An 18,401-nucleotide genomic window follows, 5' to 3' on the forward strand; every position below is an offset into this window, starting at 1 on the left:
TCTCTCTCGCACCATCACCCTGCGGCGGCCGGGGAGACGATCTCCTTGACCGCCTCGGTGAACTCGCCCAGGGTCGTCCTCTCGAACATGATCCGCGGGGGGATGCGGTGGCCCAACTCCTTACGGATCCGGCCCGCCGCCTGCACCGCGAGCAGCGAATGCCCGCCGCGCTCGAAGAAGTCGTCGTCCTCCCGCAGTTCGACACCGCCCAGAAGCTGCGACCACACCCGTACGACCACCTCCCGCACCGGGTCCTCGGCAGGCACCGGGTCCGCGGCGGGCGCCGGCTCCGCGGCGGGCGAGGCGGACAAGGCGCGCAGGGCCGCGAGATCCACCTTGCCCCGCTCGGTCATCGGCAGCCGGTCCACGAACGTGATGACGTTGGGCACCATGTGGCCGGGCAGCCTGTCCCGCAGATGCTCGTGGATCCCATCGGCCGACCGCCGATCCGCCGGGGCCACCACATACCCGGCGAGTGCCTGCTCCTGGGCCAGGACCACGCAGTCCACGACGTCCGGATGCGCGCGCAGGGCCGCCTGTACCTCGCCGACCTCCACCCGGTGTCCGTTGACCTGGACCTGCTCGTCGTCCCGGCCCAGGAACTCGAACGCGCCCGTGGCGTTCGTCAGGACACGGTCTCCGGAGCGGAACACCCTGCCCAGGTCCGGCAAACTGACGAAACGTTCCGCCGTCAGTGCGGCATCGCCCAGGTAGCCGCGCGCCACGCAGGCGCCGCCGATCAGCAGCTCTCCGTCCGGCGAGACGTGCAGTTCGGCCCCGGTGACACCCAGGCCGATCGGCACGTCCGACCCGGTGTCCGTGTCGGCGTCGAACTCGTGGTACGTGACCGCCACGGCGGCCTCGGTCGGCCCGTACCGGTTGAACACCCGCACTGCGGGCAGCAGTTCGCGGATCCGGCGGGCCGTGGACGTCGGCAGCCGGTCACCGCCGCTGATCAGGTACCGCAGGCCGGTGGCTTCCCGCAGGCGCGGCTCGTCGAGCAGCAACGGCAGGATCGCCGGGGGGAGCCGGACCGCGGTGATCTCCTGCTCGACCAGCGCGGTGGCGATGGCGAGCGGGTCCAGATGGTCGCCCTCGGCGACCGAGACCACCGTGGCGCCCGCGCGAAGCGGCCAGAAGAAGTCGGTCAGCGAGGCGTCGAACGTGTAGGGCGCCACCTGCAGCAAACGGTCGCCCGACCCGAGCGGCAGCCGCTCGGCGAGCCAGTCCAGATGCGGCGTCAGGTTGCGGTGTTCGACGACCACGCCCTTGGGCACGCCGGACGATCCGGAGGTGTAGATGACGTACGCGGGATCCTCCGGGGCGCCGGCCGCGGCCGGTGCGTGCTCCCCGGCCCCGTTTCCGTCCACGCCGAGCGTGCGGACACCGTCGTACCGGAACCGGGACTCGGTCGCGTCGTGCACCAGCACCGCGGCCGGCGCGCAGTCCGCGAGTATCCGGGCCAGCCGGGGAGCGGGTTCCGCGAGGCTCAGGGGCACGAACGCCGCGCCGGCCCGCAGTACACCCAGCATCGCGACAGCCATGTCGGCCCCGCGCTCCAGGAACAGCGCGACCCGCTCACCGGGGCCCGCTCCCGCCTCGGCCAGACGTCTCGCCAGCCGTCCCGACCGCTCCTCCAGCTCCCGGTAGGCCAGCGGCGTACCCGCACTGTCGAGCCAGGCCGTGGCCGCCTGCGCTCCACCGAGAACCTGGGCGTGCAACAAACCCTCGTCCGACATGCTCATCCCCCGCAGATGGATCACTCGAAGTGGATCGGTCAAAGCGGCTCGATCGGACCACACCATGATCGACATAGTCAACGCCGCACGTCAGAAACCCCTGGCCGGGCGGCTGTTGACCAGGTCTGTGTCGTATACAACAATGCTCCGGTCGGCACCCGGCTTGTAACATGATCAAGGAATTTCGTACGGGCCGCGTGCACTTGCGGGCCCGCCTGCAAGCAAGTCTCTGCGCAGGCGTCTCACGCCGCGAAACGAGGAGAAACCGCGCTCATGGACCCCGTGTCGAGGATGCCGCTGCCCGATGCCGTCTCCCCAGCCGTCCCCCTGGCGCTGTCCGCTTTCCAACGGCGCATCTGGCTGGCCGAGTTGATCGATCCCGACGTGCGCAACCACGTGCCGCTCGCCTGGGAGGTGGCGGGCCGTCTTGACCCCGGCCGGCTGCGCGCGGCGTTGGGCGGGCTGGTGGCCTCGCACGAGATACTCCGCACCCGTTTCGTCGAGGACGACGACGGGCTGTCCGTGCGGCTGCGTGAGCCGTGGTCGCCGCAGCTGGAGGTGCTCGACCTGCGCGAAGCTCCCGGCGGGATGATGGACTGGCTGGACGCCACCGTCCGCGAGCCGTTCGACCTCGAATCCGGGCAGCTGCTGCGCGCCGCCCTCGGTGAGCTCGGCGACGACCGGCAGGTGCTGCTGCTGTGCCTGCACCACCTGGTCATCGACGGGGAGTCGGTTCCCCTCCTGCTCGCGGAGCTCGACCGCCACTACACGAGCCCGGACAGTCCGCGACCGGTCGTCCAGTACCGGGAGTTCGCCGCCCACCAGCAACAGCAGCGTGAGACCGACGCCTGGAACACCGACCTGGAGTACTGGGCGTCCACGCTGGAGGGAGCCTCGCCGGACACACCGCTGCCCGTGCCGGAGCGACCGGAGCCGAACGGGGCGTTCCAGATCTCGCTGCCCGACGGGCTGCTGGAGTCGCTGCAGAAGTTCCAGTCCGAGCGCCGCGTCAGCTGGTTCATGGTGGCCGCCGCCGCCCTGGCGGTGACCCTGCACCGGTGGACCGGCCTGGACGACGTCACCTTCGGTTCCCCGACGGCGAACCGGGACCAGCCCCCGTTCGGCGAACTGCTCGGTCCGTGTCTGAACACCGTGGTGCTGCGCTCCCGGGTGACCTCGGACAGCACGCTGCTGGACGCGTTGACGCAGATGCGCGACCAGGCCCTGGACGCGCTGGAGCACCAGAGCGTCGAGTTCGACGACGTGGTCACTCGGCTGAAGCCGCCCCGGCGGTTCGGACGCACCCCTTACACCAACGTCACGCTGAACATGAACCTGCTGGACGACCACGCCGCCGAGCTGGACGGCACGCGGCTGGCACCGGTACTGGACGACTCACTGCGCAGCAACTACGCCAAGTTCGGCCTGACGGTGACCATGGCGCAACGGGACGGCCGGCTGATCGCGCTGGTGGCCCATCGCGGGGACCAGCTCAGCGCCGCCCACGCCCAGGAACTCGCCGCCGAGTTCGCCGACGTCCTGACCCGCTTCCCGCAGGCCCAGAGCGAGCCGGTCGTGTCCCCTTCCCGGTGAGGGGCGGGGACACCGGCGAGAAGCCGATCAGCGGTGACCGGTAGGACGGTTCAGCGCGCGTCCTGGCCGCTGTCCGTGAGGGATTCCCGCAGCGTGTCGGTGATCGCGGTCGCGGCGGCACCGGGCACGACCGCGGGATCGTGGTCGACGCGCAGCGTCAGCTCCTCCCCGTCGTGGAGGGCCGAGACGACCACCGGCTCGTGAGCCCGGTGGCCCGGCACATAGACGAACGTGCCGGGTACGCCCTCCAGTACCGGTGCCGGGCGGCGTGTGCGGTCGACGAGGGTCAGTACGAGATCGAGGTGGCCGGTCCACAGCGCCTGGCACGCCCTGGCCGCCCGGACGACTTCGTCGAACGGGGTGTCCACGAACTCCAGGTCCTCCAGCCAGCTGTCGTGGACGCCGTCGTGCTGCGGGTGGGCCAGCACCGTGTTGATGAAGCACCCGACCACGCCCGCCCCGTCCTGGCCTCCCCAGGTGTAGGCGACCGGTGCGGTCTTCTCCACCTGGGCGAGCGCCTGGTGGCAGCCGGCCAGCACCGCCGGGAACGGCCGCAGCGCGGCCGGTCCCGACAACGTGACGCGCTGCCAGATCGAGGCGCTGGGGCTGGGTTCGTGCGGGCCCGTGCCCCACAGGCCGGGCCCCGCGTCGCGTACCCGCGATGTCCAGTGCTCCAGCGCCTCCGGGCCGCTGGCCTCGTGCTCCCTCGCCAACTGCCGCTCCACCGCTTCGCGGTAGCGGCACAGTGCGGTGACGGCCACGGAGTCCGGTTCGTGCGCCGGGCTGTGGTAGTCGGACATCAGCTCGTCCAGCACCAGACCCGTGGACTCGCCGTCGCAGATCAGGTGGTCGAAGCCGATGGCCAGCAGGTCCCGCCCCTCGTCCCTGGCCAGGAGCACCCGGAACGACCCCAGCCCGGTGGGCCAGTTCTCCAGGGCGGCCCACAGGGCACGGTCGGTGCCCGGGGCGGTGATCTCCCGCACGACCGGGGACTCGGGAAGCGGGTCGATCCGCAGAACCGGCACCCCTCCGGCGGTGTCCGGGACCCCGCGCAGGGCCGGATGCCGCAGCAGGACCGATCGCGCCGCCTGTTCCAGGCGGTGCGCCGACAACAGGCCGGGCGGGAACTCCAGGAACACCGGCAGGATCTGGGCCCGGTCGCGCGGGTCGGTGGACCTGGCGTGCTGGAACCTCCGCTGCGCGCCGGTCAGCGGCATCAGCTCGTCGGCTCCGTCATGGACGTTCGCGTAGTGCTTGAGGTAGGTCCTGGTGATGCTGCGGTGCACAGCATGCCTCCACTGTGTTCTGTTTCTGCGCAGAGCGATCCAGCTCGGGCAGGTCGACATGCCTGCCCGAGCTGGATCACGGTGAATGCCTGTGGCGAGCGGCGGTCGTCGTGGGAACGACCGCCGCTCATGGGTGGGTCGGGCCTTCTCAGCGGTTCATGACGCGCCCGGCTCGGGTCAGGTCGGACGGCTCGTCCCGGACGGCTCGGATCAGGTCGGACCGGACCGTGTCGGTGAGCAGTCCGACCAGACCTTCGGTGTCCTGCCGGGTGTGGAAGTGCCCTCCTGGCCGCACGGACGACTCGAAGCCTCCGTCGGTCTGGTCGCGCCACCCTTCCGTCCACGCCTCGCCGTTCGGCTCCTCGTCGCCGACGATGGCGGTGACGGGGCTGTGCAGCCGGGGACCCGGCACGTACTCGTAGGTCTCCAGCACCTGGAGGTCGGCGCGGTAGCAGGCCAGTGCGGCGGTGAGCAGTTCCTTGTCGGAGGTGGCCGCCGCGGGCAGCGGGCCCCAGCGCCGTTCGATCTCGGCGTGCAGCTCGGTGTCGTCGAGCAGGTGCAGCGACGACGAGTTCGTGAGCAGCGCCGGGGACGGACACGACGAGACGAAGAGCCGCAGCGGCTTCGGCTGCAGGGCCCTGGCCACCTCGAACGCGACCAGCGCGCCCAGGCTGTGTCCGAACAGGGCGAACGGTGGGGTGAATTCCACCTGGGCGAGGATCTCGCTCACCAGTTCCGGCATCGAGGTCAACGCCGACTGCTTGAGATCGTGGGCCCGGCCGGGCGGCTGGACGGCCGCCAGCCGCAAGCCCTGCGTGTGCGCCACCCACCGCGCGTACTCCCCGCCCGCCCCGCCCGCGTGCGGGAAGCAGTACAGGGTGGCGACGGAGGCGTGCGGTGCGGGGCGCGTGATCACACGTACGTCAGCCACGCGGCGCCGCCGACGCGTCACGGATCTGCTCCTCGATCAGTGCGGTGAGTTCACGCACCGACGGCGCGAGGTACATCGCGCGGATCTCCATCTCCACCGGCAGGAGCTGTTCGAGCTGGCCCAGCAGTTCGTGCGCGACCAGCGAGTCCCCGCCGAGGTCGAAGAAGCTCTCGTCCGGGTCGACGTTCGGCAGGCCGAGCATCTGGCTGAACAGCATGGACACCGCCTGTTCGGTCTCCATCCCGGCGTCCGCGGCGGGTGCGGGGTCCGTGGTGGGCGCCGACGGCTGTGCGGTGGGTCCCGCTTCCAGCAGGTAGCGCTGGCGCTGGAACGGGTAGCCGGGCAGGGGCACCCTGCGCGGCTGCTCCGCGTGGGCCCGCGCCCAGTCGACCGGCAGCCCGGCGAGCCAGAGCTCGCCCAAGGCCGCCAGGGGGTCGGTGACCGTGATGGCGAGGTGGTCCGGCGTCCACTGCGGCTGTTCCCGCAGCCGCGTGAGGAGCTGCGAGTCGCCGATCTCCAGGAACACCCGGCCCGGCGTGTCCAGAGCGGCCTGGAGCTGGGCGTCGCTGCTGTCCGGGGTCAGGGTGAGATCCGACTTCAGGCCGAGCTCGGTCCATCGCTGTACCGATTGCCAGGAGGCCGTCTCGGACACCAGCAGGGCCACAGACCGCCCGTCCCGGGCGTGGTCGCCGGAGATCAGTCGGCCGGGGGCGTTCCCGCCGAGCACCTGGAGCGCGTCCTGCGTGTCCCGCACCACCGCGTAGCGGCGGTGGCCGTGCAGCCGGCGGCCGACCTGCAGCGTCCACGCGACGTCCCGGAGTTCGGTCTCGGGGTGATCGGTCAGGTGGCCGGCGACACGTGCCGTCAGCTCGTCGAGGGCGGCCGGAGTGTGCGCGGACAGCACCAGCACCTGGTCCTGCGCGCTGTGTTCCCTGGACCGGGGCACCGGCGGCTGTTCCAGTACGACGTGCGCGTTGCCGCCGCCCAGGCCGCGCGCGGTGACACCCGCCCGGCGCGGCAGCCCGGCAGGCTCCCACGGCGTGGGTTCGGTCACGACGGTGAACGGGCCCGCCGCGAAGTCGATGTCCGGGTTCGGCTCGCGGTAGTTCAGGCTCGGGGGGATGACCCCGTGTTCCACGGCGAGCACCGCCTTGATGAACCCGGCGATGCCGGCGGCGGCATCGGTGTGCCCGATGTTGGCCTTGACCGAGCCGAGCAGGCACGGCTGTTCACGCGGCTCCCCGTCGGCGAACGCGTGGTTCAGCCCGGCGATCTCGATCGGGTCCCCCACCCGGGTGCCGGTGCCGTGTGCCTCGACGTAGGTGATGGAGGAGGGCGTCACGCCCGCGACCTGCTGGGCGGCCCTGATCACCTCGACCTGCCCGCGTACTCCGGGGGCGGTGAACCCGGCACGGTCCCTGCCGTCGTTGTTGACCGCGGAACCACGCAGGACCGCGTGGACGTGGTCGCCGTCGGCGATGGCGTCGGACAGCCGCTTGAGCACGACCATGCCGCAGCCCTGGCCGCCGATCACCCCGTCGGCGGCCGCGTCGAACGGGCTGCACGTGCCGCTGGGTGAGGTGATTCCGCCGACCCGGTAGTTGTCCAGGGCGGCGGGCAGCCGTACCGAGGTGCCGCCGGCCAGTGCCAGGTCACACTCCCCGGACAACAGTGCCCGTGCGGCGAAGTGCACGGCGTACAGCGAGGTCGCGCAGGCCGCCTGCACGTTGGTCGTCGGTCCCCGCAGGCCCAGCTTGTAGGCGACGCGGCTGGCCAGGTAGTCGCTGGTGGTGCCGGTCAGGATGTCCCAGTTGGTGATCGTGGCGTCTTCCTGCTGCCTGGCCCGCATCGTCTCCGTGTAGGTGGACAGGCTGGAGCCGGCGTAGATGCCGATCAGTCCGGGGAATCGGTCCGGGTCGTAGCCGGCGCTCTCGACCGCTTCGAGCGAGCACTCCAGCAGGATCCGATGCTGGGGGTCGATGAGCAGGGCCTCACGCGGGGTGTATCCGAAGTAACTCGCGTCGAACCACTCCGGTGTCTTCAGCAGCCCGCCCGCCGGGACGTATTCCTTGGTGCTGCCGCCGGGGGTGAGGAAGCTCTTCTTGGGGAAACGGCTGATGCTGTCCACGCCGGACACGAGGTTGTCCCAGAACTGGTCGGGCCCCTCCGCGTCGGCGAAGCGGCAGGCCAGTCCGATGACGGCGATGTCCGTGTCGCGCCAGTCGGCCTCCGGGTCCGCGGGGGCCGGGATCTCGGCCTTCTCCGGGGCGGCCGCGACGGGTTCCTGTGCCGGTGCCGATCCGTCGAGGAAGGCGGCGCAGGACCGGATCGTGGAGTGGATGAAAAGCTGCGGCAGGGTCGGCCGGATATCGAGACGCTCCGCGATCTGTGCACGCACCATCTGCATGAGCATCGAGTACCCGCCGACTTCGAAGAAGTTGTCGGTCACTCCGACGTCATCGATTTCGAGGACGTCGCACCAGATTTCAGCAAGAATTTGCTCGGTCCGGGTCGCTGCGGGCTGGCGAGTGCTCACCGGATCACATCCTGGCGTCGTCCGTTTCCATGGTCGGCGAATATCGCCCCGCACGAAGAAGTCATCAAACCGCTCAGCCTCATGAACCCCGTCAACTCTCTCGATCGGCAAGCGTGGTGCTCCACAACGGCAGCGACTATAACGACGCCGACTCCGCGGTTTCAAGATCACCACCGAAAGTGGATGCATCATCCATCAGACGTCTGACGTCCGCTCACATCCCGGCTCCGGCACGCCTCCACGGTCGATTTTTGTCTGCTTTTGTTGCGGCATTCGATCCATAAGGGCATATGGGCTTCGCCGCGGCCGACGTCGGCCCGACGTGCGATCGAGGGCCCCGGGCGGCCGAAACCGCGTCACCAACTGGGCTTTCGGACAAGGGAGTTCGCGATCCAAACCAATCAATGCGGAAACTTCGGTTCCACTCTCGGACACCCCGGAACTACTCAAGTCAGGGCAAGATCAACTACTGTTGATCATGGGTTACACTCCCCGTCGTCAACGATGAGGAAAGTTGGGGGACCGTGGATACACAGCCGCTCTTTCTCGCCTGTCTGCCATTCGCCGGAGGTGGCGCCGCCTTCTTCCGGGAATGGGCGAAGTCAGACATACCAAAAATCACGGTACTTCCGGTCCAGTTGCCGGGTCGTGAGGAACGATTTCTTGACGATCCTTTCACCAAAGTTTCCGATGCGGTTGCCGAACTGACGCCTAAGATCACGTCCGCCACCGGTACGGGAGCGGCCGTCGCCCTGTTCGGGCACAGCCTCGGCGCGGTGCTCGCCTACGAGATCGCCAGGGAACTGGAGCGGACGGGCCACCCCGGGCTGTGCCACCTGTTCGTCAGCGGCTCACCGGCGCCGCACGAGGGACGGACCGAACGGGCGACCGGCCTGCCGGACAAGGAGTTCCTGGCCGGGGTGCAGCGGTTCGCCGGCTACCGGCACGAGGCGTTCGACGATCCCGACATGGTCGAGGTCCTGCTCCCGACCCTGCGCGCCGACGTGGAACTGCACGAGAACTACCGGGTGACCGGCACCGAGCCGCTCTCGGTGCCGGTCACCGCCCTGCGCGGCGAGCACGACGAACTCGTCTCCCGGGAGCAGACCGAACGCTGGGCCGAGGTGACACGGGGGCCGTTCACCTACCAGGAACTGCCCGGTGGCCACATGTACCTGGTCGACGAGGCCGAACGGGTGCTGCAGGTGATAGCCGGGAGCCCGGCATGCGCCTGACCGGCAAGACCGCGATCATCACCGGCGCGGCCCGCGGCCTCGGCCGTGCCTGCGCGCTCAGGTTCGCCGACGAGGGCGCCGACCTGCTGCTCCTGGACATCACGCAGGACCTGGCCGACGTGCCCTACCCGCTCGGCTCCGCCGGCCAGCTGGAACACACCGCGGCCCTGTGCCGCCGCGCGGGCGCCGCGACCGTGACGGCCGCCGTCGACGTACGCGACGCCCGGCAGTGCGCGCAGGCGGTCGATCAGGCGCTGGACCGGTTCGGCACGGTGGACGTACTGGTCAACAACGCCGGAATCGCCTCGCCCTCCGGGAAGATCGCCCACGACATCACCGAGCAGGAGTGGTCGCTCATGCTCGACGTCGACCTCTCCGGCGCCTGGCGGATGATGAAAGCGGTCGCACCGGTGATGGTCCACCGCAGGTCCGGCAGCATCATCAACGTGTCCTCGACCGCGGGCACGGTCGGATACCGGCATTTCGCGAGCTACGTCGCGGCCAAGCACGGGCTGATCGGACTGACCAAGGCCGCGGCCCTGGACTACGCCCCGATGCAGGTCCGGGTGAACGCCCTGTGCCCCGGCTCGGTCCGCGACGAGCCGGTGATGGAGGGGCGGATGCTCGCCGAGATCGCCCGGTCGCTGGAGGTCCCGGTCGCCGAGCACGAACAGATCTTCGTCCGGGACCAGCCGATGAACGCGCTGATCGAACCGTCCGACATCGCGAACGCGGCGCTGTGGCTCGCGGAGGACGACTCCCGCCAGGTCACCGGCAGCGTGGTGACCGTGGACGGCGGCTTCACGTCCCGATGACCAGGAGGTCCCACCCGTGACGACACCGACGATCGAAGAACTCGCCGCCGGCTGCCACAGCCTCGTACTGCGGCTGCCCGGCACAGCCGATCCGCGGCGCCTGCTGTCCGAGGCGCTGCCCGAGCCGGTCCAGGTCTGGCAGACCCCGGTGCCGGCCGGCGCCGACGAGCCGGCCGCCCAGGAGCGCCGGCGTGCCGAGTCCCTGCGGCCGATCCACCAGGACGGCCCGCCCTTGCGGGCCGTGGCCCTGAACTACCTCGACGGAACCACGGACCTGGTCCTGGTGGCCGTCCGCGCGGTGATCCCGCCGGCGGCGCTGCGGCGGATCGCCCGGCTGCTGCTGGACGGGTCCGGCGACAGCCTGCCGGCCTGGCCCGCCGCCACCCGGCCCGGCCCCGCGCACCGCGGACGCCTCGACTGGGGTCTGGGCGATCCGCGGCTGCGTGGGGTCACCGGCAGCGTGCAGATCGACCTCACCGGACAAGCTGAACCGTTCCTGCTGCCCGCGATAGCCCTGGCCGTGAGCCGGTACAGCGGCGAGGACCGCACGGAACTGGGCGTGCTGGACCTGGCCGACGGCACAGCCGAACACATCCGCGCCTACCCGCTGGACGAGCAGCCGCGCGCTTCGGTCGCGGACTTCCTGCACCGCTTCGACCAGGCACCGGTCACACCCCACGAGCCGCCGCCGGCCGGGGTCGTCCTGAGCCCGGCGTTCGAGGAGGGGAGCTACACGGCCTGCCTGGTGCCGGTCTTCCCGCTCACCGTCCAGCTCGACCCCGGTTCGTCACGCGCGACCTGCCGGTTCGACCAGGGCATCGTGGACACCTCCATCGCGCGGCAGTTCGGCGCGCACGTGGCCCACCTGGCCGAGCAGCTGGCGGACAGCGCGGCACACCGGCCGCTGTCCGAGCTGGAACTGCTGCCGCGAGCCGAGCGGGCGGCGGTCCTGCGGGCCGGCGAAGCAGGCGACGGCGCCCCCGTGCGGGGGCGGATCGACCGCGCCTTCGAGGAGATGGCCGCCAAGCAGCCGCAGGCCGTGGCCCTGCTGGCCGGCGAGGAGCAGCTGACCTACCGGCAGCTGGACGAGCGGGCCGACGCGGTGGCCGCGGGTCTGCGCGCACTGGACATCGCGCCGGGCAGCCGGATCGGTGTCTGCCTGGAACGGGACGCCGACCTGGTCGTCACCCTGCTCGGCGTGCTCAAGGCGGACTGCGCGTATGTGCCGATGGATCCCCGCTACCCGCAGCAGCGCCTGGGCTTCACCGCCCGCGACGCGGACATGCCCGTCGTCATCACCACCGCACCGGACTTCCCCGCGGTCCCCGGGACCCGGCTGCTGTCCCCGGGCGAACTGACCGGAGCGGCGGCGGACCGGACGGCGGCCGGTGCACGGACCGACGACGGGGGCGAGAACCCCGCCTACGTCATCTACACCTCCGGTTCGACCGGCACGCCCAAGGGTGTGGTGGTGCCGCACCGCAACGTGCTGGCGCTGCTGCACGCCACCACCGGGGACTTCGCCCTCGGCCCCGGCGACACCTGGACGCTGTTCCACTCCAGCGCCTTCGACTTCTCCGTCTGGGAGATCTGGGGGTGCCTGCTCACCGGGGGCCGCCTGGTCGTGGTGCCCTACTGGACCACCCGGGACACCGAGGAGTTCTACGCCCTGCTGGCCGAGCAACGCGTCACCGTGCTCAACCAGACGCCGTCCGCGTTCGCGCAGCTCGTCCGCACCGACCAGCGCGTCCGCCGGGACCTGGCCCTGCGGCTGGTCGTCTTCGGCGGCGAACCGCTGGACGTGCGCATGCTGGCGCCCTGGTTCACCCGCCATCCGGCATCCGGCTGCCGCGTGGTCAACATGTTCGGCATCACCGAGACCACCGTGCACGTCACCGCCCAGACGATCACCCCGCACGAGGTCGTCACCGGCTCACGGTCGGTCGGCCGCCCGCTGCCGGGGTGGTCGGTGTCCATCCGCGACGGACAAGGGCGGGTCCTGCCGCCCGGCCCCTCCGGCGAGATCTACGTCGGCGGCGCCGGAGTGGCCAGGGAATACCTGGGCCGGCACGAACTGACCGGGCAACGGTTCGTCCTCGACGAGTCCACCGGCGAACGGATCTACCGCAGCGGCGACAAGGGCAGGCTCCACCCCGACGGGCGCCTGGACCACCTCGGCCGGCTCGACAACCAGGTCAAGATCCGCGGCCACCGCATCGAACTCGACGAGATCCGCACCGTACTGCTGGGCGCACCCCAGGTGACCGCCGCCGCGGTCGTCGTCAACCGCGACGATCCCGACGACCCGGCCGGCAGCCGGATCGACGCGTACGTCGTCCTGGAGGCCACCGCCGACCTCGCACCCGTGTCCGCGCACGCCAAGGCCACCCTTCCCGACTACATGACGCCCGCGACGATCACCCCGGTCGCCGAGATCCCGCTGACCATCAACGGGAAACCCGACACCGCCCGGCTGCCCGACCCGCGTACCGCGGCGGCCGAGCCGCTCGACGCCCCCGAACCCGCCACCAGCAGCGTCACCGACACCGTCCTGCGCATCTGGAGCAAGCAGCTCAACACCCCGGTGAGCCTCCAGGACAACTTCTTCGCGCTCGGCGGCAACTCACTCCTGGTCACCCGAATCCTCGCCGAGATGCGGGAACAGAACCTGCCCAGGGTTTCGCCCAGGCAGTTCTACGGCCACTCCACCGCGGCGCAGTTCGTCGGACTCGTCCAGCAGCTCAGCGAGGCCGACGGCTAGCCGCCCACGGCCGACGAAGGCTCCCGTGCCGGCGGCACGGGAGCCTTCGTCGTCTCACCTGCCCGGCGGACGCGCCTCCACCAGCCCCGACTGGTAGGCGATGACGACCAGTTGGGCCCGGTCCCGGGCGTGCAGTTTCGTCATCGCCCGCTGGATGTGGCTGCGGACGGTCAGGTGGCTCAGCACCAGCTGTTCGGCGATCTCCGTGTTGGACTTCCCGAGCGCGGCGAGCGACATGACCTCGCGTTCGCGGTCGGTCAGGGTCGTGAGGAGGGCCGGAGGGGCCAGGGCCTCGGCCGGGTCCGGGGTCGTCAGGAAGCGGGTGATCAGGGTGCGGGTGGCCGTGGGAGACAGGAGGGACTCGCCCAGGGCGACCGTGCGGATGCCCGCCAGGAGGACGTCCGCGCCGACGTCCTTGCCGAGGAAGCCGCCCGCGCCCGCGCGCAGGGCCCGGGCCACGTTCTCGTCGTCCTCGAAGGTCGTGAGGATGAGGACGTGGGTGGCGGCGAGGGCGGGGTCGGCGCAGATCTCCGCCGTGGCCGCGAGGCCGTCCGTACCCGGCATGCGGATGTCCATCACGACGACGTCGGGCGCGTGTTCGCGGGTCAGGTCGACCGCCTCGCGCCCGTCCGCCGCCTCGGCGACGACGGTCATGCCGGGGTCGGAGTCGACGAGGATGCGGAACGTGGCGCGCAGGAGCGCCTGGTCGTCGGCGAGGAGGACGCGCGTGGTCATGGGGCGTTGCCTTCGTCGGGGTCGCGGTGGTGCAGGGGCAGGGTGCAGGCGGCTTCGAAGCCGCCGTCGGGCCGGCGTCCGGCGTGGAAGGTGCCGCCGACGGAGAGGGCGCGTTCGCGCATGCCGGTGAGGCCGTAACCGCGTCCGGGCGCGGCCCGCTGCGGTCCGGCGAGCGCGTTGCGCACGGTCAGGGTGAGGTACCGGTCGGTGTAGGCGAGCCGTAGCTCCGCCTCGGGGACGGCCGCGTGTTTCGTGACGTTGGTGAGGGCTTCCTGCGCGATGCGGTACGCGGTGAGGTCGACGGCGGGTGACAGGTCCCGCGTCTCGCCGTCGACGACGACCTCCACCCGTACGCCCGCCGCCGCGCAGGCCGCCGTGAGGTCGGGCAGGCGGGCGAGGCCCGGTGCCGGGGCGAGGTTCTCCTCGTCGGACTTCTGGCGCAGGACGCTCACGGTCGCCTTCAGCTCGCGCAGCGCGGAGGCCGTCGTGCCGGAGAGCTGGTCGAGGATCGCGAACGCCTGCTCGGGGTTGCTGCGCCCGAGGTGGGCGGCGGTGCTGGCCTGGGCGTTCGCGAGGGCGAGGTGGTGGGCCACGACGTCGTGGAGTTCGCGGGCGATGCGCATCCGCTCCTCGATGACGCGCCGGTGGGCCTCCTCCTCGCGGGCGCGTTCGGCCTGTTCGGCGCGGGAGGCGGCGAGCGCGCGGCGGACCTGGACGTAGCTGCCGAAGGCGACCGGCAGGAGGGCCCAGGAGACGGGGTTGACGACGGTGAGGAAGAACTCGTGGTCGCGCAGGGTCAGCGCGATGCCGCTCGCCGCCATGCCGAGCCCGGAGATCAGGGCGGCGGTCCGCCGGACCCTGACGTCCTCGCGGACGCCGACGGAGTACAGCGCGACCGTCATCGGGGCCGTCAGCAGCGGGGTGATCAGCATGCCCAGCAGGCCCTGGCACATCGCGCACACCGTGGTGAGCGTGACGACCGCGAGGGGCCGCTGATGCCGCCAGGGCAGGGCGACCCCGGCGACGGTCGCGAGGATCGCGGCGGGCAGCATGTGCCCGTCCCCGAACCGCCACCCGGCGCTCACCACGATCCCGGTGACGCCGCAGGCGATGGTGAACGCCATCAGCCAGACGTCGGCGGCGGGTGCGTGCGGGCGCCGGGTGTTCACGGGGTTCTCCGAAGGAAGGGCGGGAGGGGAAGGGGCGGAGGAATCATGCTGTCAGACGGACAGGACGGGGACGGCGGGGGACGCGGCCCCGTCCGGATTCCGGGGCCCCTCCCCGCCCCTCAGACCCTCACAGCCTCGCTCTCCCGTACCTCCTCCGGCTCCCCGGCCCGCAGCCCGGTCCCCTCGACGTCCACCCGGGGCAGTACCCGCGCGAGCCAGCCGGGCAGCCACCACGCCTTGTCCCCGACGAGGGCGAGGACCGCCGGGACCAGTGCCATGCGGACCACGAACGCGTCGAAGAGGACGGCTGTCGCGAGGCCGAAGCCGATCGTCTTGATCATGGACTCGCCGGCTCCGATGAAGCCGGAGAAGACGGCGATCATGATGACGGCGGCGGCGACCACGACGCGCGCGCTGTGCCGGAAGCCGCTGACGACGGCGTTCGGCGCGGACTCGCCGTGGGTGTACGCCTCGCGCATGCGGGCGACGAGGAACACCTCGTAGTCCATGGCGAGGCCGAAGACGATGCCGACGAGGAAGATCGGCATGAGGCTCATGATGGGCCCGGTCTGCTCGACGCCGATGAGGGAGGCGCCCCAGCCCCACTGGAAGACGGCGACGACGGCGCCGAGCGAGGCGAGCACGGACAGCAGGAACCCGAACGCGGCCTTCACGGGGACGAGGATCGAGCGGAACACGAGCAGCAGCAGGACCAGCGCGAGCCCGACGATCACCACGAGGTAGGGCACGAGGGCGTCCTGGAGGGCCTGGGCGACGTCGATGTTCATGGCCGTGGTGCCGGTGACCTCGAAGGTCGCGCCGGTCTCCTTCTCGACCGCCGCGCGCTCGGCGCGGATGTGCTGGACGAGGTCCTTGGTGGCCTCGTCGTTGGGCCCGGTCGACGGCACTGCGGAGAACAGGGCGGTGTCACCGGCCTGGTTGAAGCGGGGTGCGGAGACGGAGACGACGCCCTTCGTGTCCTCGATCTTCGCGGCGATCTCTGCGGCGGCCCCCTTCGCGTCGTCCGCGCCCTTGGCGTCGACGACGACGGTCAGCGGCCCGTTGAAGCCGGGCCCGAACCCTTCGGCGAGGTCGTCGTAGGCACGCCGCTCGGTCGTCGAGGCCGGCTTCGCCTCGTCGCCCGGCATGCCGAGTTCGAGGTGCGCGGCGGGAACGGCGACGACCCCGAGCCCGGCGACGCAGGCGAGCAGCACGGGCACCGGCCGCCGCAGCACGAACCGCGCCCACCGCGAACCGCCGTTCTCCGAGGACGCCTGGCGTGCCTTGTTCCGGCGGGCCTTGCGCGAGAGCGTCGCGTTGGGCCACATGCCGAGGAGGGCGGGTACGAGGGTCAGGGCGACCAGCACCCCGACGACGACCGCGCCGGCCGCGCACAGCCCCATCTTCGTGAGCATCGGCACGCCGACGACGGAGAGACCCGCGAGCGCGATGACGACGGTCAGCCCGGCGAACACGACGGCGCTGCCGGCCGTACCGACGGCGATCCCGGCGGCCTCGGCGGGCTGCTTGCCGCCCGCGCGCTCCTCGCGGTAGCGGGAGACGACGAACAGGGCGTAGTCGATGCCGACGGCGAGGCCGAGCATCGTGGCGAGGGTGCCGGTGGTCGCGGTGAGCCCGAAGAGGCTGCCGACGGCCATGATCGCGGCCATGCTGACGGCGACCCCGACCAGCGCGGTGAGCAGCGGGAGTCCGGCCGCCGCGAGGGAGCCGAAGGTGATGAGCAGGACGACGGCGGCGAGCGCGACGCCGATCGCCTCGGCGGAGCCCCCGGCTGCGGGCTGGGAGCCGAGCACGTTGCCGCCGACCTCGACGGTCAGCCCGGAGTCCCTGGCCTGGTCGACGGCCTTCTCCAGGGCGGCCTTGTCGGCGTCGGTGAGGTCGTCGGACTTCACCTTGTAGGTGATCTGTGCGTACGCGGTCGTCGCGTCCTTGCTGACGGCCCCGGCGGCGAAGGGGCTGACGGCCTGCTCGACCTTGGAGACGTCGCCGGCCTCCGTGACGAGCCTGTCGATGGCCACCTTGTTGCCGCCCTCGGTGACCTTCTCGCCCTTGGGCGCGACGAACACGATGCGGGCACTGGCGCCGTTGGAGTCGCGGCCCGGGAAGCGCTGGCCGATCAGGTCGAACGCCTTCTGCGCCTCGATGCCGGGCATGAACGAGGTGCCGTTGTCCTCGGCGGCGGGCGCGCTCACGGCTCCCGCGCCGAGGCCGCCGAGCAGGGCGACCCAGAGCAGCACCACCAGCCAGCGTCGTCGGAAGGCCGTGCGGCCCATGCGGTAGAGAAAGGTAGCCACGGAAGCGGTCTCTCCAAGTCGAGGTGCGAGGACCCTGCCAGGTTCGCCCTCGGCACCCCTGCCGAGCATCGTGCCCTTACTGGCACTTGGGCTTGGTGCGACGGCACCAGCCGGACCGCCCCGCCTCCTCCTCAGGTATGACACCGGCCGTTCCGGCGTGTGCATCGGCGCTGATGTCCACGCTCACGCCGAAGACACCGGATCCGCGACGCATTGTCCTGATCTCGTGACAGAACCTCGACGGGGCGGCACCAGGGACGGTAAGTGCTGGTCAGGACGCCGGAGTTATTCGTAGGATTGCGCAAGTACGCAAACCTTGAACGCCGGCGGCGTCCCCCTTTCGCCGCCCCTTACGGAGGTCACCGTGGGCATCATCAGCTGGATCATCCTGGGCCTGTTCGCCGGAGCGATCGCCAAGATCCTGCTGCCCGGCCGCGACCCGGGCGGCTTCATCGGCACCACCCTGATCGGGATCGCGGGTGCCTTCATCGGCGGCTGGCTCTCCGCGAAGTTCCTGGACCGGCCGGTGGTGAAGGACTTCTTCGACCTGTACACCTGGGGCGCGGCGATCGGCGGTTCACTGGTCCTGCTCGTCGGCTACCGCCTGCTGTTCGGCAACTCCCGCGACTGACCCCGCCCGGCCGGCCTGCCCCACCGAGCAGGCCGGCCCGCCTCACAGGTGCGCGGAGACCGCGGGCAGCAGGTCCTGGAACGTCCGCCCCGTGGCCGGCTCCCCGATCGCCTCGACCTGCCAACTCCCGCCGCCGCGCCGCAGCTTGGCCATGATCTGCGCGGTGTACGCCCCGCCCCCGCTGAGCGTGTAGCGCGCCAGCTCGCCGCCGGTGACCTCGTCGACGACCCGGCAGAACGCGTCCTCGACCTCGGCGAACGTCTGCCCGGTGAACGAGTTGACGGTGAACACGATCTGGTCGACGCGCCCCGGCACCCGCCCGAGGTCGACGAGCACGACCTCGTCGTCCCCGCCCGCCCCGCTCCCCCCGGTGAGGTTGTCGCCGAGGTGCCGTACGGACCCGTCGTCGCTGACGAGGTGCTGGAAGAAGACGACGTCGGCGAGCTGCCCGTCGGCGAAGAGCAGCGCGGACGCGTCGAGGTCGATCTCCTTGGGCCCCGCGAGCTTCGCCAGGAACCCCTTGCGCCGGGCGGCCCGCCAGCCGAGCCCCATGCGTACGGACGTCAGCGCGCCGCCGTCCGGCTTGTCCAGGCTGATCCGCTGACCCTTCGTCATGTCGACGGACATGGGCCACCTCGCTCTCTCGTCACCGGCT

13 protein-coding genes are annotated in these 18,401 nt (G+C 71.2%); 5 read left to right on the plus strand and 8 right to left on the minus strand.

What is annotated here, in order from left to right; genetic code table 11:
- Positions 1 to 14 precede the first annotated feature (14 nt).
- Positions 15 to 1,739 carry a non-ribosomal peptide synthetase gene (locus tag ACLZOT_RS21965; RefSeq protein WP_416970701.1) on the minus strand — a complete coding sequence of 575 codons (1,725 nt, stop codon included), beginning with the start codon at positions 1,737 to 1,739 and terminating at the stop codon, positions 15 to 17.
- Positions 1,740 to 2,012: 273 nt separating this feature from the next.
- Between ACLZOT_RS21965 and ACLZOT_RS21970 the strand changes: the two genes are divergently transcribed.
- Positions 2,013 to 3,332 (plus strand): condensation domain-containing protein, encoded by a 1,320-nt coding sequence (locus tag ACLZOT_RS21970; protein ID WP_416970702.1) that lies wholly within the window; start codon positions 2,013 to 2,015, stop codon positions 3,330 to 3,332.
- A 50-nt stretch (positions 3,333 to 3,382) separates the two neighbouring features.
- On the opposite strand, the gene ACLZOT_RS21975 is transcribed toward ACLZOT_RS21970, so the two are convergent.
- The 3 genes from ACLZOT_RS21975 to ACLZOT_RS21985 form a co-directional block, all read right to left on the minus strand.
- Positions 3,383 to 4,618 carry a condensation domain-containing protein gene (locus tag ACLZOT_RS21975; protein WP_416970703.1) on the minus strand — a complete coding sequence of 412 codons (1,236 nt, stop codon included), beginning with the start codon at positions 4,616 to 4,618 and terminating at the stop codon, positions 3,383 to 3,385.
- 148 nt (positions 4,619 to 4,766) lie between these two features.
- Positions 4,767 to 5,570, minus strand: coding sequence for a thioesterase II family protein (locus tag ACLZOT_RS21980; RefSeq protein WP_416970704.1), 804 nt, complete (start codon positions 5,568 to 5,570; stop codon positions 4,767 to 4,769).
- Positions 5,542 to 8,277 carry a beta-ketoacyl synthase N-terminal-like domain-containing protein gene (locus ACLZOT_RS21985; RefSeq protein WP_416970705.1) on the minus strand — a complete coding sequence of 912 codons (2,736 nt, stop codon included), beginning with the start codon at positions 8,275 to 8,277 and terminating at the stop codon, positions 5,542 to 5,544. Before ACLZOT_RS21985 ends, ACLZOT_RS21980 begins: the two co-directional genes overlap by 29 nt.
- Before the next feature lie 332 nt (positions 8,278 to 8,609).
- Here ACLZOT_RS21985 and ACLZOT_RS21990 point away from each other — a divergent pair, with 332 nt between their 5' ends.
- From ACLZOT_RS21990 to ACLZOT_RS22000, 3 genes are read left to right on the plus strand one after another with little or no spacing between them, the layout of a single operon-like run.
- The gene (locus tag ACLZOT_RS21990) at positions 8,610 to 9,320 is read left to right on the plus strand and encodes a thioesterase II family protein (RefSeq protein ID WP_416970706.1); all 711 of its coding nucleotides are present in this window, start codon (positions 8,610 to 8,612) and stop codon (positions 9,318 to 9,320) included.
- Entirely contained in the window at positions 9,311 to 10,135 is an 825-nt protein-coding gene (locus ACLZOT_RS21995; RefSeq protein WP_416970707.1) for an SDR family oxidoreductase, read from the plus strand. The genes ACLZOT_RS21990 and ACLZOT_RS21995 overlap by 10 nt, the downstream gene beginning before the upstream one ends.
- Before the next feature lie 16 nt (positions 10,136 to 10,151).
- A complete protein-coding gene (locus ACLZOT_RS22000) occupies positions 10,152 to 12,896 on the plus strand; it encodes an amino acid adenylation domain-containing protein (RefSeq protein ID WP_416970708.1) in 2,745 nt (914 codons plus the stop codon).
- Between the two features lie 54 nt (positions 12,897 to 12,950).
- Here the strand turns inward: ACLZOT_RS22000 and ACLZOT_RS22005 are convergent, their stop codons facing one another.
- The 3 genes from ACLZOT_RS22005 to ACLZOT_RS22015 form a co-directional block, all read right to left on the minus strand.
- Positions 12,951 to 13,631, minus strand: a complete 681-nt coding sequence (locus tag ACLZOT_RS22005; protein ID WP_416970709.1) for a response regulator transcription factor — start codon at positions 13,629 to 13,631, stop codon at positions 12,951 to 12,953.
- Positions 13,628 to 14,800 (minus strand): sensor histidine kinase, encoded by a 1,173-nt coding sequence (locus ACLZOT_RS22010; protein ID WP_416970710.1) that lies wholly within the window; start codon positions 14,798 to 14,800, stop codon positions 13,628 to 13,630. Before ACLZOT_RS22010 ends, ACLZOT_RS22005 begins: the two co-directional genes overlap by 4 nt.
- 119 nt (positions 14,801 to 14,919) lie before the next feature.
- Positions 14,920 to 17,115: an MMPL family transporter gene (locus ACLZOT_RS22015; RefSeq protein WP_416970711.1), complete on the minus strand. Its 2,196-nt coding sequence runs from the start codon at positions 17,113 to 17,115 to the stop codon at positions 14,920 to 14,922.
- A 364-nt stretch (positions 17,116 to 17,479) separates the two neighbouring features.
- Here ACLZOT_RS22015 and ACLZOT_RS22020 point away from each other — a divergent pair, with 364 nt between their 5' ends.
- On the plus strand, positions 17,480 to 17,746 hold the full coding sequence (locus ACLZOT_RS22020) for a GlsB/YeaQ/YmgE family stress response membrane protein (protein WP_416970712.1): 267 nt from the start codon (positions 17,480 to 17,482) through the stop codon (positions 17,744 to 17,746).
- Between the two features lie 42 nt (positions 17,747 to 17,788).
- On the opposite strand, the gene ACLZOT_RS22025 is transcribed toward ACLZOT_RS22020, so the two are convergent.
- A complete protein-coding gene (locus ACLZOT_RS22025) occupies positions 17,789 to 18,373 on the minus strand; it encodes a TerD family protein (protein ID WP_416970713.1) in 585 nt (194 codons plus the stop codon).
- Positions 18,374 to 18,401 lie beyond the last annotated feature (28 nt).

The sequence above is a fragment of the Streptomyces sp. 4F14 genome (genome assembly GCF_048159485.1).
Lineage (GTDB): Bacteria > Actinomycetota > Actinomycetes > Streptomycetales > Streptomycetaceae > Streptomyces.